The sequence below is a fragment of the Isoptericola sp. NPDC056573 genome (genome assembly GCF_042793335.1).
Lineage (GTDB): Bacteria > Actinomycetota > Actinomycetes > Actinomycetales > Cellulomonadaceae > Isoptericola.
Map to the genome: position 1 here is coordinate 16,998 of NZ_JBHTUY010000013.1, position 22,816 is coordinate 39,813.

The following is a 22,816-nucleotide window of genomic DNA, read 5'->3' on the forward strand; positions in this document are numbered from 1 at the left end:
ACCGACCTCCGGGCGGACGGCGGCGGGCCTCTAGCTCAACTGGCAGAGCAGCGGACTTTTAATCCGCGGGTTCAGGGTTCGAGCCCCTGGGGGCCCACCCCTGCACGTCACCGTCGCAGGTCGTCGTCGCCCGAAGGAGCTCCGTGCCCGTCCGCGCCCAGGCCCCCGTCGTCATCGCCCATCGGGGCGCCTCCGCCGACGCCCCGCAGAACACGCTGGCGGCCTTCGACGCCGCCGGGGAGGCGGGCGCCGCGATGATCGAGATCGACGTCCACCTCAGCGCCGACGGCGTCCCGATGGTCATCCACGACGGCACGGTCGACGCGACCACCGACGGCAACGGCGAGGTCCGGGGCCGCACCCGGGACGAGCTGCAGGCCCTCGACGCCGGCTCGTGGTTCGGACCGGAGTTCGCCGGGCAGCGCATCCCCACCCTGGCCGAGGTGCTCGAGCTCGTCGCGCGGCATCCCGGCCTGGGCGTCCTGTGCGAGTACAAGGGCCGCTGGAGCGCCGAGGACGTCGCCGTGACGATGCGCGTGCTCGACGCGCCCGAGCTCGCCGGCCACCTCGTCGTCCAGGGCTTCGACCCGGTGACGGTCGCCGCCCTGCGCGACGTCGCGCCGCAGGTGCCGCGGTCGCTGCTGGTCGAGCACCCGCGCGAGGGCCTGCCCGCGCTGCTCGACGAGCTCGACGCGGCCGCCGTGAGCCCCGGGGCGGCGCTGATCGGCGACGACCCGGGCCTGGTCCCGGCCGCGCACGACGCGGGGCTGCGGGTCTTCGGCTGGACCGCGAACGACGAGGCGGCCTGGCGCCTGCTCGTGGACGCCGGCGTGGACGGCATCATCACCGACCGCCCGGCCGCCCTGCGCGAGTGGCTCGCGACGGCGCACGTCCCCGCCCGGGGCTGACGCGCCGGCCGCGGCTCAGCGCCGCGGCGCGTGCAGCCAGCCCGACAGACGCCCGGTCACCCAGGGCAGCACCCAGAACGACATGATCGGCGTGAGCACCAGCGTCGAGACGAGCACGCGCAGCACGACGTGCAGGTCGGCGAACGGCGGCACGAGCCAGCCCACCAGCACGGTGAACGCGAGGTTCACCGGGAAGAAGCCGAGCCAGATGGCCACGGACTGCTTCCACCGCGGCGGCGCGGCCAGCAGGGGCGGCCCGGTGGGCTCGTCCTGCCGCACGGGCGGGTCGAACCACCCCTCGATGCCGGTGCGCCTCTCGACGCGGCGCTCCTCGACCAGGCCCTCACCGGCGGCGAGCCAGCGCCGACGCTCCGGCGACTCCTCCCACGCCTCGAGCCGGGCGGCGTCGGCGAACCGGTAGAGCATGATCCAGTCCGCGGCACCCTCGGAGGCGCGGATCCAGCCCGAGCCGAGGAAGCCGTCCCAACGGTTCGCGAGCCGGACGCCGGACTGCACCCAGGCGGTGACCTCGGGGACGCGGTCGGGGCTGACGGCGCGGTGGATCGCGACCGTCACGGGTGCGGAAGTCATCCGAGCATCCTGGGGTGCGCGTGGCCTCCCGGGCCCGGCGGCGCGGGCGCGCGGGACGGCGCGTCCCACCATCCGGGCGCCCCGGCGCGCGGCCCGGGGTTTCGCCGGGATGTCCCGTCCTTCACATCTCGTCCTCGCGGCCCGCACCGGATTCGTGTCGTCTGGTCCCCTCGTTGGCCCGGAGCACCGGTTGAAACGGTTGAAGATGGAACGAGCTTCCGACCGGTGCGAGCTCCCGACAGGTTCGAGCTCCCGACCCCCGAGGACCTTCTCCCATGACCGAGCACACGACCGAGCACACCCCTGCGCCCCTGCCCCGGCGCCGCGACATCCACCGTCCGGCCCGGCAGCGCCGCGCCGCCGAGCCCGCCGCCCGTCCCACGACGCCGCGCCTCGGGCGCCGCGCCGTGCACGCCGGCGTCCCCGTCGCGCTCACCGTGATGGCGCTGACGACCGGGGTGGTCCTCACCGGCAACTCGTCCGCCTCCGGGGAGACCCGGACCGCGGGGTCGACCGACCAGGGCTCGTCCTCGGTGGGCACCATCGAGACCGGGACGTTCGGCATCGTGTCCCCGACCGCCTCCGCCACGACGGCGATCGTGCGGCCCGCGCTGTCGGGCGCCGCAGGCGCGACGTCGGGCGCCGTCGGCTCGGACACCGCGGGCTCGGGCGCGGCGAAGGCCGACACCGAGCAGGCCGCGTCGAAGGGCGCCGCGAAGAGCGCCGCCGCGTCCGGCGACGAGGCGCTCTCCGCCGCCCAGGAGGCGCTCGCCCGCGCGGACCAGGTGACGACCGAGTCCCTCGGCGTCCCCGCCAAGCAGCGCAAGGCCGTCGCGAAGAGCGCGGCGCACCTGCGCGACGTCGTGTCCGACCGCTCCGGCGGGGAGGCGGCGTCGCGCGCCGGCGAGCGCACCGCGCTCGACGTCCGCGGGCAGGGCGCGGCCGACGTCACCGACGCGACCGAGGACCTCACCACCCTGATCGAGAAGACCGACACGAGCGCGATCAGCATCACGCCCGCCCCCGCGACGCCGGCCGAGGTCCTGGACGCGCAGGCCGCGGCGGCCCGCAAGGCCGCCGGCTCCCTCAAGAAGTTCGCGGACGACACCGAGGGGTACGAGAACGGTCGCCTCGCGTCCGCCGACCTCAAGGGGTTGTCCTTCGCGTCGGGCGAGTCCCTGCGTCGCGACGCGGCCGAGCAGCTCGAGCGCCTCGACGCCGCCTACCGGGCACGCTTCGGCGAGCACCTGCAGATCCGCGACTCCTACCGCTCCTACGAGTCGCAGGTGTCGGTCAAGGCCAGCCGCGGCTACCTCGCCGCCGTGCCCGGCTACTCGGACCACGGCTGGGGCATCGCCGTCGACCTCAACGGCGGCGTGGAGGAGCGCTCGAGCGCGCAGCACCGGTGGTTGGTCGCGAACGCGGCGAAGTTCGGGTGGAAGAACCCCGCCTGGGCCCAGGCCGACGGCCGCAAGCCCGAGGCCTGGCACTGGGAGTACCGCCCCTGAGCCTCGACGCTCCCCCGCAGCATGTCCCCGACGGACCCGTGACGACCCGTGCGTCACGGGTCCGTCGTCGTCGGTCGGGGAGCGGCTCAGGCCCAGCCGAGCTCGTGCAACCGGTCGTCGTCGATCCCGAAGTGGTGGGCGATCTCGTGCACCACGGTGATGGCGACCTCCTCGACGACGTCGTCGCGCGTGTCGCAGATGGCGAGGGTCGGGTTGCGGTACACGGTGATCCGGTCCGGGAGCGAGCCCGCGGCCCAATGCAGCCCCCGCTCCGTCAGCGGCACCCCCTCGTACAGCCCGAGGAGCTCGGGGTCGTCGGCGGGGGCGTCGTCCTCCACGAGGACCACGACGTTGTCCATCATCGCCGCCAGGTCGGCCGGGACCTGGTCGAGGCCGTCCCGGACGGCGTCCTCGAACTCCTCGCGCGTCATCTCCACCACGGGTCCCATCCTCGCCCACGACGGGGCGAGGACCGTCCCGGACGGCTGGGTATGCTTGCCGGGTCCAGCCCCCATCGTCTAGCGGCCTAGGACCCCGCCCTTTCACGGCGGTAGCACGGGTTCGAATCCCGTTGGGGGTACGTCCGCGGGGACGCCGGCAGCGTCGGCAGCCCCGCGAAACGGCGCGTCCTTGCTGGTCAGGATCCGATTTCAAGATCCCGGCGAGCATGGGGTACGCTTCTTCTCGGCTCGAAACGAGCTTCCTCGGTGGGAGTCCACTCCCCACCATGGCCCTGTAGCGCAGTTGGTTAGCGCGCCGCCCTGTCACGGCGGAGGTCGCGGGTTCAAGTCCCGTCAGGGTCGCGCATGATGCGCCCGGTTCGTCGGAAACGGCGCCCGGGCGTTCGTGTCCAAGGCTCTGTAGCTCAGTTGGTAGAGCGTTCGACTGAAAATCGAAAGGTCACCGGATCGACGCCGGTCGGAGCCACCATCGAGACCCCCACGCCCCGGGCGTGGGGGTCTCGTCGTTTTGCGCCAGGAATTGCCTGGACCAGCGGGGACGGGTTGAGTGGGACCGCACGGACGATCACCACACGCAGGATCGGAGCAGCCGATGACGGACTGGGACGACGGACGCACGCCGCCCGCCGAGCAGCCACCCTCCATGGGTCGGCTCGTGGAGCAGCTGTCGGAACAGACCACCCGGCTCGTGCGCGCCGAGGTGGCGCTCGCCAAGGCCGAGATGACCGAGAAGGCGAAGCGGTCCGGCATCGGGATCGGGCTCGTCGCCGCGGCGCTCGTCATCGTGCTGTATGCGGTGGGCGTGCTCATCTGGGCCGGGATCCTCGGCCTGTCCGAGGTGTGGGCCCCGTGGCTGTCGGCGCTCGTCGTCGGCGTCGCCATGCTGCTCGTCGCCGGCCTGGCCGTCGCGATCGCGGTGGGCCAGCTCAAGAAGGCGGCCCGGCGGCCCGAGACGATCGACCGGGTCAAGGAAGACGTGGAGACGATCAAGAAGGGGGTGCGCCGGTGACCGAGCCCACGACGCCCGAGAACAGGACCCCGCCCCCCACCGCCCGGGAGCTCGAGGACGAGGTGGCCCGCACCCGCGCGGAGCTCGGCGCGACCCTCGACCAGCTCGCGACACGACTGTCGCCCAGGTACCAGGCGAACCAGTTCGCACGGGCGACCAGGCAGGCGGCCGGCGACGCCGGCACGTTCGTCACGGGCGGGGGTCTCCCCGCCACCGACCCGCGGCGCAAGCGCAACGCCCAGGTGCTCCTCGGCGCCGCGGCGGCGGGGCTGGCGCTGGTCGTGATCGTCGTCGTCAGGGCCCGGCGCCACTGAACGCCGCCGCGCTCGAGCAGCGCTGCGGCACCCCTGAGCACGTCCCTACTTGTCCGGCGTCGCCTCCTCGGAGGCGGCGCCGAGCAGCGCGCGCACCTCCGACTCCTTGTAGCGGCGGTGACCACCGAGCGTACGGATCGACGAGAGCTTCCCCGCCTTCGCCCAGCGGGTCACGGTCTTCGGGTCGACGCGGAACAGGCTGGCCACCTCGGCAGGCGTCAGCAGAACCTCGGAGTCTCCGTGGAGCGACATCCCCTGCACCTCCTGGTACGGACCGGCCCGGGCGGCGCCCGGTGTGCGGACACGGTCTCGCTCATCCATTGTGTGCAGAAAGCGGGATTGAGGCGACTTGGGAGCCGGATGAAATCGTCCGGATCGTCCTGGCATCGACCGAGTCGTGCTCGTGCGTCCGTTCTGCCGGTCGTCGGCCGCCACGGACCGCTCCGCGCACCGGACGGTCTCGTGACCTGAGACACCATCCGACGAGGATCACCCGCTCCCACGTCCGTCGATGCGCGCGGCACGTGTCGCGGAGTGGAGGGAATGGCGCGCGAGCATGTACCGTTGGGGTCTGAACAGACTACTTACGCACGGGGCCGCCGTCACGGACGGCGCAAGCCCCGCTCCTACGTTGAGGGGGTCTCAGCCATGGGCCGCGGCCGTCAGAAGGCAAAGCAGACTAAGGTCGCTCGCGAGCTGAAGTACTACAGCCCCGAGACGAACTACCACGCGCTCGAGCAGGAGCTCAGGAGCAGCGAGGGCAGTCGCACGGATGTCGCCACGGAGGATCGTTTCTCCGACGACGACGAGTACGACAACCGATACAACTCCTGGGGCGACGAGCGCTGAGTCCCAGCGTCGGACCCCGTGTCCCACGGGTTCCGGCGACGCGCGCGAAGGGCCGCACGGCAGCAGCCGTCCGGCCCTTCGTCGTGCGCGGGGAAGGTCCCCCTCCCCCGCGCCGGGTGGTCAGCGGTAGTCGCCGGTGAGGCGGACGGCGCCGCCCTGCACGCCCTTGGTCCCGGCGACCAGGTCCTCCGCCGGCGTGGCCGGGTCCAGGTCCTCGACCGAGCCCAGCACCCACGCCGGCACGCCGCGCGCGGCGAGCGTCGCCAGCGCCGCGTCGACGCCGTCCGCGCCGACGACGGCCACCATGCCGACGCCGAGGTTGAGCGTGTTCTCCAGGTCGCGCCGCGGCACGGAGCCGAGCTCCCGGACGGTGCGGAAGACGGCAGGCACCTCCCACGACGCGCGGTCCACGGTCGCCACGGTGCCGGCGGGCAGGACGCGCGCGAGGTTCGCCGCGAGCCCGCCGCCCGTCACGTGCGTGACGGCGTGCACCTGCGCGGCCGGGTCCTCGGCGAGCGCGAGCACGTCCCGCGCGTAGACCCGGGTGGGCTCCAGCAGCTCCTCGCCCAGGGTGCGACCGAACTCCTCGACGTGGCGGTCCAGGGACCAGCCGGCGTGCTTCACGACGGCGCGCACCAGCGAGTAGCCGTTGGAGTGCAGGCCGCTCGAGCCCATCGCGACCAGCACGTCGCCCGCGCGCACGCGCTCCGGGCCGAGCACGGCGTCCGCCTCGACGATGCCGGTGGCGGCGCCCGCCACGTCGTACTCGTCCGGCGCCAGGAGGCCCGGGTGCTCGGCCGTCTCGCCGCCCACGAGGGCCGTCCCGGCCACCTCGCACGCCTGCGCGATGCCGCGCACGATGTCGGCCACCCGCTCGGGGACGACCTTGCCGGTGGCGATGTAGTCCGTCATGAACAGCGGCTCCGCGCCGACCACGACGATGTCGTCCACGACCATGCCGACGAGGTCGAAGCCGATCGTGTCGTGCTTGTCGAGCGCCTGCGCGATCGCGACCTTGGTGCCGACGCCGTCGGTCGACGTCGCGAGCAGCGGCTTGCGGTACTCGCGGATCGCCGAGAGGTCGAAGAGCCCCGCGAAGCCGCCCACGCCGCCGAGGACGGCGGGCCCGTGCGTGCGGCGCACGGCGTCCTTCATCAGCTCGACGGCCTTGTCGCCGGCCTCGGTGTCGACGCCGGCCGCGGCGTAGGTCAGGGGTTCGTTCGTCACGTGGGGCTCACCGTTCGTCGGCTGTGTCGGTCGGCTGTCAGGCGGGGTCGGCTGTCAGTCAGGGGTGGTCGAGCGCGGTGCCGCCGCCGGCCCCCACGGAGACCGTGCGGAGACCGTCCTCCGGCGCGCCGAGCGGAAGCTCGGCCTGCTCGAGGAGATGCTTGCCGAGCTGGTCGGCGGTGGGGAGCTCGATCGGGTACTTGCCCGTGAAGCAGGCGGCGCACAGCTGGGACGCCGGCTGCTCGGTGGCCGCGATCATGCCCTCGGTCGAGATGTAGCCGAGGGAGTCGGCGCCCAGGGACTGACCGATCTCGTCCGGGCTGAGCCCGTTGGCGATGAGCTCCGCGCGCGACGCGAAGTCGATGCCATAGAAGCACGGCCACTTCACCGGCGGCGACGAGATGCGCACGTGCACCTCGGCCGCGCCCGCCTCGCGGAGCATGCGGATCAGGGCCCGCTGCGTGTTGCCCCGCACGATCGAGTCGTCGACGACGACGAGGCGCTTGCCGCGGATCACTTCCTTGAGCGGGTTGAGCTTGAGGCGGATGCCGAGCTGGCGCAGCGTGTCGGACGGCTGGATGAACGTGCGACCCACGTAGGCGTTCTTGGTGAGGCCCTGCCCGAACGGGATGCCGGACTCCGCGGCGTACCCGACGGCGGCCGGCGTGCCGGACTCGGGCGTCGGGATGACGAGGTCCGCCTCGACCGGGTGCTCCCGGGCGAGAGTGCGGCCCATCTCGACGCGCGCCGCGTGCACGGAACGCCCGTTGATCGTGTTGTCGGGGCGGGCGAGGTAGACGTACTCGAAGACGCAGCCCGCGCGCTCCGGCTCGGCGAACTTCTCGGAGCGCAGGCCGTCGGCGTCGATGGTGAGGAGCTCGCCCGGCTCGACGTCGCGCACGTACGACGCACCCACGATGTCGAGGGCCGGCGTCTCCGACGCGACCACCCAGCCGCGCTGCAGGCGGCCCAGGACCAGCGGGCGCACGCCCTGCGGGTCGCGCGCGGCGTACAGGGTGCCCTCGTCCATGAAGACGAGGGAGAACGCGCCGCGCAGCTTCGGCAGCACCTCGAGCGCCGTCTGCGCGAGGGTGTGGTCGGCGTCGCCGGCCAGCAGGGCCGTGATGAGCGCCGTGTCGGTGGTGTTGCCGCGCGCGAGCTCGCCGCGCCGCTGGGCGCCGTAGCGCTCGGCCACGAGGTTGACGAGCTCTGCGGAGTTGGTGAGGTTGCCGTTGTGCCCGAGGGCGACGGTGCCGCCCGCGGTGGCGCCGAGCGTCGGCTGGGCGTTCTCCCAGGTCACGCCACCGGTGGTGGAGTAGCGGCAGTGGCCGACCGCGAGGTGGCCGGTGAGGGCGTCGAGCGCCGTCTCGTCGAAGACCTGGGACACGAGGCCCATGTCCTTGTAGACGAGGATCTGCTCACCGTTGCTGGTGGCGATGCCCGCGGACTCCTGTCCACGGTGCTGCAGGGCGTACAGGCCGAAGTAGGCGAGCTTGGCGACCTCCTCGCCGGGGGCCCAGACCCCGAAGACGCCGCACGCGTCCTGGGGGCCCTTCTCGCCGGGCATGAGGTCATGGTTCAGGCGGCCGTCAGGGCGCAAGGGCATGCCTCGAGTATCCCACAGGGCCCCGGTGCGTCGACCTGCCCGGACGCGTCAGCGACGACGCAGGCTGCGCCGGTCGGAGATCACCGCGATCAGCCCGCCGACGCCCAGGCCGAGGGCGATCCCGCCGAAGATCATCACCGACACGTAGACGCCCGGCTTCATCAGGACGCCGGCCGAGTCGGTGGCGTCGATGAGCCACGTCGAGAAGATCAGCCCGACGACACCGCCCACCAGCGCGCCGATCCACAGGAACACCGGGTACTTGGGCGCGCGGCGTACGCGGTCCGGGTCGACGAGCAGCGTCACGTCCTGCGGCTGCTCGACGTCGTCCACGGCATCGGTCGTCGACCCCGCCTCCGACGGCGCGGTCTGCTCCGCCGCCGCCTCGCGGTCGGGCGGCGTGCCGTCGGGCGTGGCGCCGTCGGGTGCCGGGGCGTCCTGGTCGGGGGTCGAGCTGCTCACCCCTCGAGCCTAAGCCACCTGCCGGCACCCGACGGCCGCCCGTCAGGCAGCTCCCAGGTCCTTCCAGGGGCCCCACGACGTCGCGCCGGGCTCGTCGTGCCGGGAGTACCACTGCGCCTGCCAACGGTGCCCGTCGTGCACGACGACGTCGCCCTTGCCGTACACCCAGGTTCCCGTCCACGCCGGGAAGGTCCCGGCCGACGTCACGACCGGGGCCCCGACCTCGGCCCACGGCCCGTACGCCGACGCCCCGGGGCGGTCGCCGCGCGACCACCACAGCGCCTCGAAGAGCCCGCCCTCGAAGGCGACCCGGTCGCCCTTGCCGTAGGTGGCCTTCGCCTCCCACGCGTGCGCGGACGGCACCAGGTCCAGCCCGACGAGCAGCGGGTCGTGGTCCGACGACCGGAACGGCGTCTCGTCGTAGAGGATCGTCGCGTTGTAGTTGTAGCGGCTGTACTCGTTCGCCACCGGCTCGTACGCGTTGACGTTCCAGATGTCGGTGCCGGTCACCCGGTCGAGCAGGGCCGACGACGCGAGCGCGTGGTCGAGCGAGCCGACCGCGCCGTCGAACGCGTAGGTGTACTCGCCCGTGGTGGGCCCGAGGTCCGTGTAGCCGGCGTCCGTGAGGACCACGACCGGGTCCTCCTGCTCGTAGGAGTTGAGGTCGCCCACGAGCAGCACGGCGTCCGTGCCCGCGTCCGCCGCGACGTCGTCGGCGAAGGCGACCAGCGCGGTCGCCTGCCGCACGCGCGACTCGTTGGAGGCGCCCTGGCCGTCACCCGTGTCCTCGTCCCCGGGCCACGGGCCGGCGGACCCCTTCGACTTGAAGTGGTTGGTGATGACCACGACGTCGTCGCCCGGGTCCGCGTCCACACCGCCGGCCGGCTGGAACACCTGCGCCAGCGGCTGGCGCGCGTTGCCGAACGCCTCCGGGTCGTCGAGGATCCGGGAGGCCCCGACGGGCTCGGCGCCCGCGGTCCGGTAGACGAACGCCGTGCGGATCACGTCCTCGCTGTCCGGGAGGTCGGCCGGGGACGCGACGTACGCCCACGTGCCCGCGCCGTCGTGCGCGTCGAGCGCGTCCACGAGGTCGGACAGCGCCTGGTCGCGGTCCTTGCCGAACGCCGCGGAGTTCTCGATCTCCTCGAGCCCGACGACGTCCGCCCCCAGGGCGGAGATCGCGGCGACGATCTTGGTCTGCTGCCGCTCCAGGTCCTCGGCCTCCGCGGCGCCGCGGGCGTCGCAGCCGTCACGGACGGTGACCGGGTCCCCCGCGCGGTCGGTGTAGTACCGGCATCCGGTGAGCTGGTCGCCGGTCGTCGTGAAGTAGTTCAGCACGTTGAACGTGCCCACCTGCAGGGTGCCGCCCACGTCCTGCGGCGACGCCTCGCGCGTGTCCTCGAACGTGGCGGGCTGGACGTCGGCGGCGACGTCGGGCGTGAGCCGGTGCTGCGGCTGCAGCCCCCAGGCGTCGAAGCGGTAGTCGAGGACGACGGGCTTCGTGAACGTCACGGCGGCGCCGACGCGGACCGGGTCTCCGCCGGTCAGCCACGGCAGCGGCTGGGAGGAGTTCGCGGCCGAGCTGTAGTTGGTCGACGAGCCGTCGTCCAGCAGGACGGCGCGGGCCGCGTTGTCCTCGGCCTGCTGCTTCGCCTCGACGGACCCGGGGCGCCCCGCCGTGGTCGGCTGGACCAGCGGCGCGTCGCCCGCGGCCAGCCCGATGGTGCCGTAGAAGTTCGTGTCGTAGTTGTCCGTGACGGTGAAGTCGCCCTGCGGGGCGAGCAGCATGCCCTCCAGGGCCTCGCGCTCGGCGTCGGTCGCGGGCCAGGTCGTGGCGAGCGGCTCGACGGCACCAGGCTCGTCGAGCAGGGTCCACGCGTCGGCGGTGACCTCCGTCAGGCCGGAGTACTCGCTGACCTTCCCCGTGACCTCCACGTGGTCGCCGACCTCGAGCTCGGCCGCGGCGGCGCGGGAGTACACGAACACCGCGTCGGAGGCGCCGGGCGTCGCGTCGTCGGCGGGGTCGCCGCCGCTGCCCGCGGTCTGGAGGTAGAGCCCGTCGAAGCCGCCCGTGGGGTAGGTGGCGGTCACGACGCCGGTGGTCGTCACCGTCGTCCCGGCCAGCGGCGACGTCGCGCCGGTGCCCTGGATCTCGGCGATCGTCGCGTCCTCGCCCGGGCCCGGGTCGGTGCCCGGGTCGGTGCCGCTCGCGGTCGGCGTCGGCGCCCCGGCGGCGAAGTCGGCCGCGTTGTCGGCGGTGTGCGCGTGGTCGCGGCGCGCGACGGACGTCGCGTTCGTCGTCGCGGGCGCCGGTCCCGAGCCCGCGAAGGCGCTGGCGGTCGGACCCCAGCCGAGGAGGTCGACGACGGCCTCGGCCGCCGCGCAGTCGGCGCCCGCGCAGGAGAGGCGGTCGGTCGAGCGCACCAGCGCGACCTTGGCGCCGGTGCCGGACATCGCGATGGTGCCGGTGACGTCGGGGGCGGGCAGCGCGGGCAGCGCCGTGTTCCCGCCCAGCGCCTGCGCGACGAGGAACGACCCGCCCGCCGGGATCTCCCCGGAGAGGTTCGTCTGGGCCCCGTTGGCCCAGGTGCCGGCCGCGGACGCGTACTGCACGGACCAGCCCTCGAGCGACACGGCGTCGTCCGTGGGGTTGTACAGCTCGACGAAGTCCTGGTTGAACGCGGCGCCGCTGTTGCCGCCGCCCCCGTACACCTCGTCGATGACGACGGGGGCGTCGGGCGAGACGGCGGCGGACGCCGGGGCGGCGAGGGCGGCCCCCAGGGGGAGGACGAGCGCGGCCGCGGCGGCGGCCGCGAACGGTCCTCGATGACGGGCGGGACGGGTAGGGCTCACGGTGGCTCCTTCGCGGCGGACGTGGGTGACGTCACCTCAGCAGACCCGCGTGAACCGTTGTTGAACCCCACGTCACGGGACGTCGTCGTCCGGCTGTCGTGGTGCGTGCCTGCCCGGTGCCGCCGAACGTAGCGGACCGGACCGACACCCGCGCGCCATGGGGCCCGCCGACTCCCCGGCCTCGTCGGTCCGGTCAGGGGCGGGGCCGGGCGGCCTGGAGCGGCAGCAGCCCGGACAGGTCGGCCCGCTCCCCCGAGGCGCTCACCCGCCCGGACCCGACGGCGTCGTCCCACGTCAGCCGCCCGGTCGCGAGCCCGAGCCAGGTCTCGACGTCCGTCTCCACCACGTTGGGCGGCGTCCCACGCGTGTGCCGCGGCCCGGCCACGGCCTGCACGGCCCCGGCGGGCGGCACCCGCACCTCCACCGAGTTCCCGGGCGCGACGTCGGCCAGCTCCTCCAGCGTGAACCGCACCGCCGTCGTCACGACCGGCCGCGAGGTGTCGCCGCCCAGCCACGCGGCCACGGCCGCCCGTCCGGCAGCAGGTTCGGTCCGTCGTCGCGCAGGCACGCCAGCACCTTAGGCCAACCCACCGGCTGGCAGCTTCCTGACCCTGACCCGAGCGGGCCGACGAACGAGCACGGGTCGGGGATGGCGTCGCGAGGACGTATCCCTCCCGAAGTGGAGGGCGCCCTGGCGCCCGTGAACGCGTCCGCGCGACGCCATCCCCGACCCGCGCGGCCGCAACCACGGGCAGCGACCGTCAGGAAGCAGCCAGCTCCGCCCGCACCTCGTCCCGCAGCCGCCCGTGCCGCGCGGGGTCGGGGGCGGCCGCCAGCAGCGTCTTGGTGTACTCGTGCTGCGGGTCGAGGATGACGTCGTCGGAGGGCCCCCGCTCGACGACGTCCCCCCGGTACATCACGAGGATCTCGTCGCTGAAGTGGCGGGCGGTGGCGAGGTCGTGGGTGATGTACAGGACGCCGAGCTGCTCCTCGCGCTGCAGACGGGCGAGCAGGTTGAGGACGTCGAGCCGGATGGACACGTCGAGCATGGAGACGGGCTCGTCCGCGATGACGAAGCGCGCGCCAGGGGCGAGCGCCCGGGCGATGGCGACGCGCTGCCGCTGGCCGCCGGACATCTCGTGCGGCTGCTTGGCGGCGAAGACCTCCGCGGGCGTGAGGTTCACGCGCTCGAGCAGCTCGTGGACGGCCGGCGTCAGGCCGGCGCCCTTGGCCACGCCGTGGATCTTCAGCGGGCGCTCCAGGTGGTGCGCCACGGAGTGGTACGGGTTCAGGGACGCGAACGGGTCCTGGAACACCATCTGCACCTGGTGGCGGTACGCCGCCATAGCCCGGCCGCGGCGGCCGATCGGTGCGCCGTCGAGCAGGATCTCCCCGCGGGTCGGCGTCTCGAGCTGGGCGATCATGCGGGCCACGGTCGACTTGCCGGAACCGGACTCGCCCACCACGGCGATGGTCTTGCCGGGCTCGAGCGTGAACGACACGTCGTTCACGGCGCGGAGCTTGCCCTTCTTGAGCTTGAAGTCCTTGATCAGGTGACGAACCTCGAGGGTGCTCACGACTCTTCCCCTTCTGCGGCCGCCGACCGGGCGTCGCCGCGGACGAAGGAGCCCCGCTCGCCGGTGAGGCTCGGGAACGACGACAGCAGCTTCTTCGTGTACGGGTGCTGGGCCCGCAGGTAGATGGACTCGGCGGTGTCGATCTCGACGATCTCGCCCGCCCGCATGACGGCGATCCGGTCGCTGATCTCGAGCAGCATCGGCAGGTCGTGGGTGATGAAGACGACGGCGAAGTTGAACCGCTCGCGCAGGCGCATGATCTCGCGCAGGATGCCGCGCTGGACGACGACGTCGAGCGCCGTCGTCGGCTCGTCCATGATCATGACCTGCGGGCCCAGCGCCAGAGCCATGGCGATCATGACGCGCTGGCGCATGCCGCCGGACAGCTCGTGCGCGAAGCTGTCGAGCCGGACGGGGTCGACCCCCACCAGCCGGAGCAGCTCGGCGGCGCGGTCCTCCCGCTCGCCCTTCGTCATCTGGGGGCGGTGGGTGGTCATGACGTCGTGGAGCTGGCTGCGCACGCTGATCACGGGGTTGAGGGAGTTCATCGCCCCCTGGAACACCATCGAGACCTTGTCCCAGCGGAACGCCCGGAGCGAGTCGCCGGTGAGGCCCACGACGTCGATGTCCGACCCGTCGGCGTCGTGGAACGTCACGTCTCCGGTGCGGAGGATGGCCGGGGGCTTGAGCAGGCGGTTGAGGCCGTAGGCGAGGGTCGTCTTGCCGCAGCCCGACTCCCCCGCCAGGCCGAGGATCTCGCCGCGGTGCAGCGTGAGGGACGCGTGCTTGACCGCGTGCACGGGCGGCGTGACCTCGTACTCGATCGAGACGTCGCGTGCGGTGAGCACGGGCTCGAGCCCCGCGAGGTACTCGTCGTGGGCGGCGGACGTCAGGGGTGCGGTCGGCGTCGACGTGACGGTCATGCCTCGACCCTCTCCTTCTCCTCGGTCGTCTCGTCGTCCGAGCGGTCGTCACGGTCGGGGTCCGACGGCGAACCGACGGCCGGCGCCGCGGTCCCGCTGCTCGTGCCGAGCTTGTCGAGCCCGGCCTTGCGCGCCTTGCGGACGCGCTTGGCGGCGGCGGGGGCGGTGCGGAGCTTCGGGTCGATGACCTCGTCGATCGCGAAGTTGATGAGCGAGAGCCCGCACCCGAAGAGGGCGATCATGAGACCCGGGGGCACGAACCACCACCAGGCGCCGCGGGTGAGCGCCCCGCCGCCCTGGGCGTCGTTCAGCATGGTTCCCCAGGTGATCGAGCCGTTCGGGCCGAGGCCGAGGTAGGACAGGCCGGCCTCGCCGAGGATGGCCAGCAGGACGGCGAACAGGAACTGGGCCGCGAGGAGCGGCAGCAGGTTGGGCAGCACCTCGACGAGGATGACGCGGGGTGTCTTCTCCCCCGCCACCTGGGCCGCGGCGACGTAGTCCCGTACGCGCAGCGAGCGCGCCTGGGACCGGAGCACCACGGCGGGGCCGGCGAACGCGGTGATGCCGAGGATCAGCGCGACGATCCACAGGCTGCGCACCGGCAGGTAGCTGGCGATGACGATCATCAGCGGGAGCCCGGGGATCACGAGCATGATCCCGGTGACGAGCGACAGGATCTCGTCCGTCCACCCGCGCAGGTACCCGGCGACGACGCCGAAGAACAGGGCGAGCACGACCGCGATGAGGCCGGCGGTGATCCCGACGATCAGCGACCCGCGGGCCCCTTCGGCGAGCTGCGCCAGGATGTCGTAGCCGAGGCTCGAGGTGCCGAGCAGGTGGTCCGGGCCGGGCGGCAGCAGCGCCGGGTTGTCGGAGTCGCGCGGGTCCTGCGTGAAGAAGGGGCCGATCAGCGCGAACAGGAGGATCGCACCGACGATGACGACCCCGGCGATCAGCTTGCCCGACCAGTTCAGCGCGAAGCGCTTGCGTCGATCAGCCATTGTTGCTCCGCGTCCTCGGGTCGATGAAGCCGTAGATCAGGTCCATGATGAAGAGCGCCGCGAGGACGGCGAGCGTGATCACCAGGAAGACGCCCTGCATCAGGGCGTAGTCGTTGTTCCGCACCGCCTGGATCATGAGCTTGCCCACGCCGGGGTAGGTGAAGACCTGCTCCATCACGAGGGAGCCCGCGACGACGAACCCGAGCGAGACGCCGAACCCGGCGAGCGACGGCATCGCCGCGTTCCGCACCGCGTAGGTCATGAAGATCCGACGCGGCCGGAGGCCCTTGGCCTCCGCGGTGGTGATGTAGTCCTCGGAGAGGGTGGAGACCATCATGTTCCGCATCCCGAGGAGCCAGCCGCCCACCGCCGAGATGACGATCGTGAGCGCCGGCAGGAACGCGTGGTAGAGCACGGAGCCGACGAACGCCCAGCTCCACTCCGGGGCGTCGAAGGTGAACACGTCGTACGCGCCGATGATGGGGAACCAGCCCAGCGTCACGCTGAACACGAAGATCAGCAGGAGCGCCACCCAGAAGTACGGGAGCGACTGCATCATCGTGGTGCTGGGGATCAGGCTGTCCACCCAGGTGCCACGCTTCCAGCCGGCGAACGCGCCGAGCCCGATGCCCAGGACGAACGAGATCACGGTGGCGGTGCCGACCAACCCGATCGTCCAGGGCAGCGCCCCGGCGATCAGCTCGGTCACGGGGGTGGGGAACTGGGTCACCGACACCCCGAGGTCGCCGCGGAACAGGTTGCCCCAGTAGTGGACGTACTGCTCCCAGATCGTCTGGTCCTCCACGGCTCCGAGGAGGAGCCGGATGCTGTTCTCGACGGACGGCGAGATCCCACCGCTGCGCTGGAGCTTGGCCAGGAGAATCGTGAACGGGTCACCCGGCAGCAGGCGCGGGATGAGGAAGTTCAGCGAGATGGCCGCCCACAGCGTGATCGCGTAGAACGCGAGTCGTCGCAGGTAGAAGGTCACGGGGTCACGCCCCCCTTCGTCGTCGAGAGCATTCGGCTCCTCCTCGAGTCGTTCGTGCGGTGCCGGCTGGCGCGTCAGCTGCCGGCGATCTTGCCCAGCACCAGGCCGGACGACGGGTTCTCCCAGGCCGGCGGGAACGCGTACGGGTTCTCCTCCGTGGGCCAGCCCGTGTAGTCCTTCTGGTTGTAGAAGGTCTGGGTGGCATTCACGACGAGCGGGATGAACGGCAGGTCCTCGACGAGGTGCTCCTGGACGACGGCGTAGGCCTCCTTCTTGACGGCCTCGTCGTTGGTCTCGCTGGCGGTCTGGACCGCGTCGTTGACCTCGGGGTTGTCGTACCGGGAGAAGTTCCACTCGCCGGAGCCGAGCGCGGTGCCGACGTCCTGGGTGAAGTCGCCCGTGAACCAGTCGCGGTAGATCTGGTACGGGTCGGCGATCGAGGTGCCGACGACGCCGCCGACGAGCAGCTCGAACTTGCCCGAGAACCGCTGGTCGCCGTACTCCGCCTCGGAGATCGTCGTCGCGACGACCTTGAGCCCGGCCTCGCGGGCCTGCTCCTCGATGAGCTTGGCGGCGTTGTTGTAGTCGGTCCACCCGTCGGGCGAGGCCAGCGTCAGCTCGACGGCCTTGCCGTCCTTGCCGTAGAAGCCGTCGGCGTCCTTGGTGTAACCGGCGTCCTCGAGGATCTTCGCGGCGGCGGCCGGGTCGGCCGCCTGCGGGGCCTCGGCGGGCATGCCGTCGGCGATCCACTTGTCGTCGCGGCCGAGGAGCGCGTACGTCGGCGAGACCGGCTTGGCCAGGTTGACGAACGCCTTCTCGTTGATCGTGCCGCGGTCGACGGCGAGGTTGAGCGCCTGCCGCACGGCGACGTCGGTCTGCTCGCCCTCGCAGCCCCGGTCCTCGTTGGCGCAGGTGTACAGGACCGTCGGGTCCTTCGGGGTGTTGAGGTAGCCGTACACGCCCGAGGCGGTGATGCGGTCGGGATCCGGCACGAACATCGTGGCCCAGTCGATCTGGCCGGTGCTCAGCAGGTCCTCGGCCGACTGGTTCGAGTCGATGCCGATGTAGCGCAGGCTGGCGATCTTGGGCTCGCCGCCCCAGTAGCTCGGGTTCGCCTTGGCCGTGTACGCGGCGGCCGACGTCGTGTTCACCATGTACGGGCCGGTGCCGACCGGGTTCTCGGCGTTGGCCCACGCGACGAGGCCGGTGAGGGCGTTGCCGTCGCCGTCCTCGCCCGAGTCCTTCTCGTGCTCGGAGAAGACGTGCTTCGGCACGATGAGCGTGCTGCCGAGCATCGCGAACTCGTTCGTGAACGACGGGCCGTCGAACGTGAAGACGACGGTCGTGTCGTCGCTGGCCTTCGCGTCCTTGAGGTACGGCGGCTTGGCGGTCTCGTTCGTGAAGGAGTAGACGACGTCGTCGGCGGTGAACGGCTCTCCGTCGTTCCACTGGACGCCCTCGCGGAGCTTCACGGTGAGCTCCGTGCCGTCCTCGTTCCACTCCCACTCGAGGCCCAGCATCGGCGTGGGCGGCTCGTCGGCGATCTTGTTGTAGACGAACAGCGGCTCGTAGATGCCGCCGTTGGCCAGGTGCAGCACGGCCGCGGGGTTGTAGGGGTTGAAGTTCGGCGTGATCGGGGTCTGGGAACCGGCCCAGACCACGAGCTCGCGGTCGGTGGCCTGACCCTCCGCGGCAGGGGCGCTGGTGGCGTCGCCACCGTCACCGCCCTCGGCGGAACCGGAGCACCCGGCGGCCAGGAGGGTCACGCTCGTCAGGGCGGCGGCGGCTGCGAGCCACCGTCCGCGGATCTTCCCTCGGATCATCGTTGGTCCTTCCAGTCGGCAGCGCACCCTCACGCCGCGATCGCTCACGCTTAGGGAAGGAACCTTAACGAATACTCACGGGGGCAGCGCCAGACCTTGAATCGTTATAAGGCAGGAGTGTTATCAAACCGTCACCTGCGGCTCTGGCCCGGGGAGCCGGACTGCGGGAAGGACGAGGTCGGCCGCGGCAGGTCCCGGACCGTCACGTCTCCGCGCCCGCCGACGTCGGTCGGGTGAGGCCCGGTCCTCGCCTCGACCGAGACTCCCTGACCCGAGGAGCGACCATGACCGCGACCCACCACCACGAGCACGCGATCCGGCAGCTGCTGGAGTCGCTCGTCGGCGCCCTGCGCGCCAAGGACCTCGACGCGGTGCGCGAGATCTACGCGCCCGACGTCGTCTCGTTCGACGTCGAGCCCCCGCTGCAGCACGTCGGCATCGACGCGAAGCTGCGGAACTGGGTGCGGGTGTTCGACACCTTCGCCACCGTCGACTACGAGCTGCGCGACCTCGCCCTGACCGTCGACGACCACGTCGCCTTCGGGCACGCCTTCGGCCGGCTCGGCGGCACCCTCGCCGACGGCACGCCTGTGCCGGGGACCTGGGTCCGCGGGACCTTCGGCCTGCGCCGCGACGACGACCGCTGGCTGGTCGCCCACGACCAGGTGTCCGTGCCCGTGGACGTCCGCACCGGGGCCGCGGCCACGGACCTCGAGCCCTGACCGTGGGCGCCGGGCCCCAGGGGTCCGGTCAGCCCAGCGTGAAGAGCACCCGCCGGTCGGGCACCGAAGCCTCGGCCAGCGTGGCCCGGACGCGCTCGCCGAGCGGCAGCTCGGCCCCCTCGATGCGGGCCCGCACCGCCGGGTCCTCGAGCATGACCTCGCCGCGCTGCGGGCCGTCGTCCTTGCCGTCGCCGCGCACGTCGACGACGACGCCGGAGAAGGTCTTTCCCTCACGGCCGGCGAGCAGCGCCGCCTCGACGACGTCCACGCAGCCGCGCTCGAAGGCGCCCGCCGTCCGGGAGGCCGCCGCCATCGTCTCGGGCAGGTCGGGCAGCGCCTCGGTGACCCAGGCCGGCGGCTCCTTGCCCGCGGCGTGCGCGAGGCACACCTCGGCGGCATAGCGGTCGGCGAGCCGCCGCAGCGGCGCCGTCACGTGGGCGTACTCGGCCGCGATCGCCGCGTGCCGGGCGTCGGCGGGCAGCGCGACCGGCAGTGCGCCGTCGGGCCCCGGCACGCCGAACGCCAGGTAGCCGGCGCCGCGGAAGAGCGAGGTCGCCTCGGCGAGGAAGGCCGCGTGCGCGGGCCGGCGGGACTCCAGGGTCGGGACGAGCTGTGCGTACGAGACCTCGTCGGGCCAGTCGATGCCGAGGGCCGCGGCCGTGCGGCGCAGGCGCGCGACGTCCCGGTCGTCCGCCGGGGGCAACGTGCGCAGCAGGCCCACGCCCGCCTCGCGCATCATGGCCGCCGCGGCGATGCCGGTGAGCAGCGAGATCTGCGCGTTCCAGCCCTCGACCGGGAGGGTGCGGCGCAGCTCGAGCGCGAACGACCCGTCCGGCCCCGGCACGATCTCCTGCTCGGGGACCTCCAGCGACACCCCACCGCGGTCCCGCTCGCGCTCCTGCCGCAGACGACCCACGTCCGCCAGGAGCGACAACGAGTCCGACGCCGTCCCCGCGTCGAGCTGGCCCTGGACCTCGCCGTAGGTGAGGCGGGCACGCGACCGCACGGTCGCGCGGGTCACGGAGCTGCTGGTGATCTCGCCGTCCGCGTCGAGCCCGATCGTCCACAGCACCGCCGGCCGGTCCTCGTCGGGCAGCAGGCTCGCGGCACCCTCGGACAGGACGGGCGGGTGCAGCGGGGTGCGCACGTCCGGGCCGTAGACGGTGGTGCCACGACGGTGCGTCTCGGCGTCGAGCGGGCCGCCCGGGCGAACGAACGCGGCGACGTCCGCGATGGCGTACCGGACGATGTAGCCGCGCCCCGACGACGCGACGTGCACCGCCTGGTCGAGGTCCATCGAGCCCGGCGGGTCGATCGTCACGAGCTCGACGTCGCGGCGGTCCTGACGGCCCCGCCGGCTCTTGCCGCCGAGGGCGGACCCGCCCTCCGCGGCGGACTTCTCCGCCTCCTCCCGCACCTGGGCGGGGAACATGGCGGGCAGGCCGACCTCGGCGCGGAGCGCGGCGAGGGCGTCGGCGACCTCGGCAGGGCCCGCCTGGGCGAGATGGAGCTGACGCGTCGGCACGGCTCGACGGTAACGGCGCACGCCCCGGGCCGCGCGGCGAGGGTCCGGACCGTGAGGCACGGCACGGCGACGGAGTGCGCCCGCGTTTTCGACAGGCTCCGCCGCGGCCAGATATCTTGATGTCAAACAATCTCTCGTCCACCACTGCCCTGCCAAGGGAGCATCGCCGCATGACCACCGAGTCCCGGCCCGAGGCCGCCACGATCATCTACACGCACACCGACGAGGCGCCGCTGCTCGCGACGTACTCGTTCCTCCCGATCGTCGAGGCGTACGCCGCCCAGGCCGGGGTCACGCTCGAGACGCGCGACATCTCCCTCGCGGGCCGCATCCTCGCCCAGTTCCCGGAGCGGCTCACCGACGACCAGCGCATCGGCGACGCGCTCGCCGAGCTGGGTGAGCTGGCCACCACCCCCGGCGCCAACATCATCAAGCTGCCGAACATCTCGGCGTCCGTGCCGCAGCTCAAGGCCGCGGTCGCCGAGCTGCAGGCCCAGGGCTACGACGTCCCGAGCTACCCCGAGGACCCGCAGACCGACGCCGAGAAGGACGTGCGCGCCCGGTACGACAAGGTCAAGGGCTCGGCCGTGAACCCGGTGCTGCGCGAGGGCAACTCGGACCGTCGCGCCCCCGCGTCGGTGAAGAACTACGCGAAGGCGCACCCGCACCGCATGGGCGCCTGGTCGGCCGACTCGAGGACGAACGTCGCGACGATGGGCTCCGACGACTTCTTCTCCAACGAGAAGTCCTTCGTCGTCCCCGCGGACGACACCCTGACGATCCGCCTGGTCACCCCGGCCGGCACGACCGTCCTCAAGGACGGCCTGAAGGTCGAGGCCGGCGAGGTCGTCGACGCGACCTTCATGTCCGTCGCCGCGCTGAACACCTTCCTCGCCGAGCAGGTCGCCCGCGCCAAGGCCGAGGGCGTCCTGTTCTCCGCGCACCTCAAGGCCACGATGATGAAGGTCTCCGACCCGATCATCTTCGGCCACGTGGTGCAGGCCTTCTTCCCCGCCCTCTTCGAGAAGTACGGCGACCAGCTCAAGGCCGCGGGCATCTCCCCCAACGACGGCCTCGGCGGGCTCCTCGCGACCGTCGACACGCTGCCCGACGGCGCCGAGATCCGCGCCGCCGTCGAGCAGGGTCTGGCCGACGGCCCGGCGCTCGCGATGGTCGACTCCGACCGCGGCATCACCAACCTGCACGTGCCGTCCGACGTCATCATCGACGCGTCCATGCCCGCGATGATCCGCGGCGGCGGCCACATGTGGGGCCCCGACGGCAAGGAGCACGACACGCTCGCCGTCATCCCGGACTCGTCGTACGCCGGCGTCTACCAGACCGTCATCGACGACTGCCGCGCGAACGGTGCCCTCGACCCGGCCACGATGGGCTCCGTGCCCAACGTGGGCCTCATGGCCAAGAAGGCCGAGGAGTACGGCTCGCACGACAAGACGTTCGAGATCCCCGCCGACGGCACCGTCGAGGTCGTGAACGCGGCAGGCGACGTGCTGCTCTCCCACGACGTCCAGGCCGGGGACATCTGGCGCGCCTGCACCACCAAGGACGTCGCGATCCGCGACTGGGTCAAGCTCGCCGTGAACCGCGCCCGCGCCACCGGCTCCCCCGCCGTGTTCTGGCTCGACGCGCAGCGCGGCCACGACGCGCAGCTCATCGCCAAGGTCGAGGAGTACCTGGGCGACCACGACACCGACGGCCTCGACATCCACGTGATGGCGCCGGCCGAGGCGACGGCGTTCTCCCTCGCGCGCATCCGCCAGGGGCTCGACACCATCTCGGTGACCGGCAACGTGCTGCGCGACTACAACACGGACCTGTTCCCCATCCTCGAGCTGGGGACGTCGGCCAAGATGCTGTCGGTCGTGCCGCTGATGAACGGCGGCGGCCTCTTCGAGACCGGCGCCGGCGGCTCCGCCCCGAAGCACGTGCAGCAGCTCCTCGCGGAGAACTACCTGCGCTGGGACTCGCTCGGCGAGTTCTTCGCGCTGGCCGCGTCGTTCGAGCACCTCGCGACCGTCACCGGCAACGCGCGCGCCCAGGTGCTCGCCGACACCCTCGACCGCGCCACGGGCACGTTCCTCGACCAGGACAAGTCCCCGACGCGTCGCGTGGGCGGCATCGACAACCGCGGCTCGCACTTCTACCTCGCCCTGTACTGGGCGCAGGAGCTCGCCGCGCAGTCGGACGACGCCGAGCTGGCCGCCGCGTTCGGCCCGCTCGCGGCGTCGCTCGCCGAGCAGGAGCGGACGATCGTCGACGAGCTCGTCGGCGTCCAGGGCTCGCCCGCCGACATCGGCGGCTACTACCGCCCCGACGCCGCCAAGGCCGCCGCGGTGATGCGCCCGTCCGCCACCTTCAACACGGCGCTCGAGGCCCTCTGACGTCGAGGTGGTCCCGGACTCCGCGAGGTAGCTCGGCAAAGGCGAGCTACCTCGCGGGGTTCCCGAC

The 22,816-nt window shown here is 72.6% G+C and carries 21 protein-coding genes and 4 tRNA genes; 11 read left to right on the forward strand and 14 right to left on the reverse strand.

Going from position 1 to position 22,816, the window contains the following annotated elements:
- The first annotated feature begins 24 nt into the window (after positions 1–24).
- Together ACFQ8E_RS18965 and ACFQ8E_RS18970 are read left to right on the forward strand one after the other, a co-directional pair.
- A tRNA-Lys gene (locus tag ACFQ8E_RS18965) sits at positions 25–97 on the forward strand.
- A gap of 46 nt (positions 98–143) precedes the next feature.
- Entirely contained in the window at positions 144–908 is a 765-nt protein-coding gene (locus ACFQ8E_RS18970) for a glycerophosphodiester phosphodiesterase (protein ID WP_430552122.1), read from the forward strand.
- 15 nt (positions 909–923) lie between these two features.
- Here the strand turns inward: ACFQ8E_RS18970 and ACFQ8E_RS18975 are convergent, their stop codons facing one another.
- Entirely contained in the window at positions 924–1,499 is a 576-nt protein-coding gene (locus ACFQ8E_RS18975) for an antibiotic biosynthesis monooxygenase (RefSeq protein WP_430552123.1), read from the reverse strand.
- A gap of 275 nt (positions 1,500–1,774) precedes the next feature.
- Between ACFQ8E_RS18975 and ACFQ8E_RS18980 the strand changes: the two genes are divergently transcribed.
- Positions 1,775–3,007: a M15 family metallopeptidase gene (locus ACFQ8E_RS18980; protein WP_430552124.1), complete on the forward strand. Its 1,233-nt coding sequence runs from the start codon at positions 1,775–1,777 to the stop codon at positions 3,005–3,007.
- Between the two features lie 86 nt (positions 3,008–3,093).
- On the opposite strand, the gene ACFQ8E_RS18985 is transcribed toward ACFQ8E_RS18980, so the two are convergent.
- A complete protein-coding gene (locus ACFQ8E_RS18985) occupies positions 3,094–3,456 on the reverse strand; it encodes a metallopeptidase family protein (RefSeq protein WP_430552125.1) in 363 nt (120 codons plus the stop codon).
- A 58-nt stretch (positions 3,457–3,514) separates the two neighbouring features.
- Between ACFQ8E_RS18985 and ACFQ8E_RS18990 the strand changes: the two genes are divergently transcribed.
- From ACFQ8E_RS18990 to ACFQ8E_RS19010, 5 genes are all read left to right on the forward strand, one after another.
- Positions 3,515–3,587: transfer RNA gene (locus tag ACFQ8E_RS18990), tRNA-Glu, on the forward strand.
- A gap of 149 nt (positions 3,588–3,736) precedes the next feature.
- Positions 3,737–3,810, forward strand: a tRNA-Asp gene (locus tag ACFQ8E_RS18995).
- 51 nt (positions 3,811–3,861) lie between these two features.
- Positions 3,862–3,937 (forward strand) — tRNA-Phe (locus ACFQ8E_RS19000).
- Positions 3,938–4,060: 123 nt separating this feature from the next.
- Positions 4,061–4,477 (forward strand): phage holin family protein, encoded by a 417-nt coding sequence (locus tag ACFQ8E_RS19005; RefSeq protein ID WP_430552126.1) that lies wholly within the window; start codon positions 4,061–4,063, stop codon positions 4,475–4,477.
- Positions 4,474–4,791: a DUF3618 domain-containing protein gene (locus tag ACFQ8E_RS19010; RefSeq protein ID WP_430552127.1), complete on the forward strand. Its 318-nt coding sequence runs from the start codon at positions 4,474–4,476 to the stop codon at positions 4,789–4,791. Before ACFQ8E_RS19005 ends, ACFQ8E_RS19010 begins: the two co-directional genes overlap by 4 nt.
- Before the next feature lie 45 nt (positions 4,792–4,836).
- On the opposite strand, the gene ACFQ8E_RS19015 is transcribed toward ACFQ8E_RS19010, so the two are convergent.
- A complete protein-coding gene (locus tag ACFQ8E_RS19015) occupies positions 4,837–5,043 on the reverse strand; it encodes a BldC family transcriptional regulator (protein WP_079575713.1) in 207 nt (68 codons plus the stop codon).
- A 396-nt stretch (positions 5,044–5,439) separates the two neighbouring features.
- Between ACFQ8E_RS19015 and ACFQ8E_RS19020 the strand changes: the two genes are divergently transcribed.
- A complete protein-coding gene (locus ACFQ8E_RS19020) occupies positions 5,440–5,640 on the forward strand; it encodes a DUF3073 domain-containing protein (protein WP_430552128.1) in 201 nt (66 codons plus the stop codon).
- Between the two features lie 120 nt (positions 5,641–5,760).
- Here the strand turns inward: ACFQ8E_RS19020 and purM are convergent, their stop codons facing one another.
- The 10 genes from purM to ACFQ8E_RS19070 all read right to left on the reverse strand — a co-directional run bounded on the left by purM (position 5,761) and on the right by ACFQ8E_RS19070 (position 18,100).
- The gene (gene purM / locus ACFQ8E_RS19025; RefSeq protein ID WP_430552129.1) at positions 5,761–6,867 is read right to left on the reverse strand and encodes a phosphoribosylformylglycinamidine cyclo-ligase; all 1,107 of its coding nucleotides are present in this window, start codon (positions 6,865–6,867) and stop codon (positions 5,761–5,763) included.
- 58 nt (positions 6,868–6,925) lie between these two features.
- Positions 6,926–8,473 carry an amidophosphoribosyltransferase gene (purF, locus tag ACFQ8E_RS19030; protein WP_430552130.1) on the reverse strand — a complete coding sequence of 516 codons (1,548 nt, stop codon included), beginning with the start codon at positions 8,471–8,473 and terminating at the stop codon, positions 6,926–6,928.
- A gap of 48 nt (positions 8,474–8,521) precedes the next feature.
- Entirely contained in the window at positions 8,522–8,935 is a 414-nt protein-coding gene (locus ACFQ8E_RS19035) for a hypothetical protein (protein ID WP_430552131.1), read from the reverse strand.
- A 42-nt stretch (positions 8,936–8,977) separates the two neighbouring features.
- On the reverse strand, positions 8,978–11,788 hold the full coding sequence (locus ACFQ8E_RS19040; RefSeq protein WP_430552132.1) for an ExeM/NucH family extracellular endonuclease: 2,811 nt from the start codon (positions 11,786–11,788) through the stop codon (positions 8,978–8,980).
- Between the two features lie 193 nt (positions 11,789–11,981).
- A complete protein-coding gene (locus tag ACFQ8E_RS19045) occupies positions 11,982–12,356 on the reverse strand; it encodes a sterol carrier family protein (protein WP_430552133.1) in 375 nt (124 codons plus the stop codon).
- Between the two features lie 193 nt (positions 12,357–12,549).
- Positions 12,550–13,365, reverse strand: coding sequence for an ABC transporter ATP-binding protein (locus ACFQ8E_RS19050; RefSeq protein ID WP_430552134.1), 816 nt, complete (start codon positions 13,363–13,365; stop codon positions 12,550–12,552).
- Positions 13,362–14,288 carry an ABC transporter ATP-binding protein gene (locus tag ACFQ8E_RS19055; protein WP_430552135.1) on the reverse strand — a complete coding sequence of 309 codons (927 nt, stop codon included), beginning with the start codon at positions 14,286–14,288 and terminating at the stop codon, positions 13,362–13,364. Before ACFQ8E_RS19055 ends, ACFQ8E_RS19050 begins: the two co-directional genes overlap by 4 nt.
- Positions 14,285–15,289, reverse strand: a complete 1,005-nt coding sequence (locus ACFQ8E_RS19060) for an ABC transporter permease (protein WP_430552136.1) — start codon at positions 15,287–15,289, stop codon at positions 14,285–14,287. The genes ACFQ8E_RS19055 and ACFQ8E_RS19060 overlap by 4 nt, the downstream gene beginning before the upstream one ends.
- On the reverse strand, positions 15,282–16,277 hold the full coding sequence (locus ACFQ8E_RS19065) for an ABC transporter permease (protein WP_430552137.1): 996 nt from the start codon (positions 16,275–16,277) through the stop codon (positions 15,282–15,284). Before ACFQ8E_RS19065 ends, ACFQ8E_RS19060 begins: the two co-directional genes overlap by 8 nt.
- A gap of 74 nt (positions 16,278–16,351) precedes the next feature.
- Positions 16,352–18,100: an ABC transporter substrate-binding protein gene (locus ACFQ8E_RS19070; RefSeq protein WP_430552138.1), complete on the reverse strand. Its 1,749-nt coding sequence runs from the start codon at positions 18,098–18,100 to the stop codon at positions 16,352–16,354.
- 284 nt (positions 18,101–18,384) lie between these two features.
- Here ACFQ8E_RS19070 and ACFQ8E_RS19075 point away from each other — a divergent pair, with 284 nt between their 5' ends.
- On the forward strand, positions 18,385–18,822 hold the full coding sequence (locus ACFQ8E_RS19075; RefSeq protein ID WP_430552139.1) for a YybH family protein: 438 nt from the start codon (positions 18,385–18,387) through the stop codon (positions 18,820–18,822).
- 28 nt (positions 18,823–18,850) lie between these two features.
- Here ACFQ8E_RS19075 and ACFQ8E_RS19080 read toward each other — a convergent pair whose 3' ends face one another.
- Positions 18,851–20,347 carry an RNB domain-containing ribonuclease gene (locus ACFQ8E_RS19080; protein ID WP_430552140.1) on the reverse strand — a complete coding sequence of 499 codons (1,497 nt, stop codon included), beginning with the start codon at positions 20,345–20,347 and terminating at the stop codon, positions 18,851–18,853.
- 170 nt (positions 20,348–20,517) lie between these two features.
- Here ACFQ8E_RS19080 and ACFQ8E_RS19085 point away from each other — a divergent pair, with 170 nt between their 5' ends.
- On the forward strand, positions 20,518–22,749 hold the full coding sequence (locus tag ACFQ8E_RS19085) for an NADP-dependent isocitrate dehydrogenase (protein ID WP_430552141.1): 2,232 nt from the start codon (positions 20,518–20,520) through the stop codon (positions 22,747–22,749).
- The last annotated feature ends 67 nt before the right edge of the window (positions 22,750–22,816 follow it).

Excerpts from the sequence above, each read along its gene's own strand:
- ACFQ8E_RS18975 (WP_430552123.1), bottom strand. The coding sequence starts at position 1,499 with ATGACTTCCGCACCCGTGACGGTCGCGATCCACCGCGCCGTCAGCCCC.
- ACFQ8E_RS18980 (WP_430552124.1), top strand. The coding sequence starts at position 1,775 with ATGACCGAGCACACGACCGAGCACACCCCTGCGCCCCTGCCCCGGCGC.
- ACFQ8E_RS18985 (WP_430552125.1), bottom strand. The coding sequence starts at position 3,456 with ATGGGACCCGTGGTGGAGATGACGCGCGAGGAGTTCGAGGACGCCGTC.
- ACFQ8E_RS19005 (WP_430552126.1), top strand. The coding sequence starts at position 4,061 with ATGACGGACTGGGACGACGGACGCACGCCGCCCGCCGAGCAGCCACCC.
- ACFQ8E_RS19015 (WP_079575713.1), bottom strand. The coding sequence starts at position 5,043 with ATGTCGCTCCACGGAGACTCCGAGGTTCTGCTGACGCCTGCCGAGGTG.
- ACFQ8E_RS19020 (WP_430552128.1), top strand. The coding sequence starts at position 5,440 with ATGGGCCGCGGCCGTCAGAAGGCAAAGCAGACTAAGGTCGCTCGCGAG.
- purF (WP_430552130.1), bottom strand. The coding sequence starts at position 8,473 with ATGCCCTTGCGCCCTGACGGCCGCCTGAACCATGACCTCATGCCCGGC.
- ACFQ8E_RS19055 (WP_430552135.1), bottom strand. The coding sequence starts at position 14,288 with ATGACCGTCACGTCGACGCCGACCGCACCCCTGACGTCCGCCGCCCAC.
- ACFQ8E_RS19060 (WP_430552136.1), bottom strand. The coding sequence starts at position 15,289 with ATGGCTGATCGACGCAAGCGCTTCGCGCTGAACTGGTCGGGCAAGCTG.
- ACFQ8E_RS19070 (WP_430552138.1), bottom strand. The coding sequence starts at position 18,100 with ATGATCCGAGGGAAGATCCGCGGACGGTGGCTCGCAGCCGCCGCCGCC.
- ACFQ8E_RS19075 (WP_430552139.1), top strand. The coding sequence starts at position 18,385 with ATGACCGCGACCCACCACCACGAGCACGCGATCCGGCAGCTGCTGGAG.
- ACFQ8E_RS19085 (WP_430552141.1), top strand. The coding sequence starts at position 20,518 with ATGACCACCGAGTCCCGGCCCGAGGCCGCCACGATCATCTACACGCAC.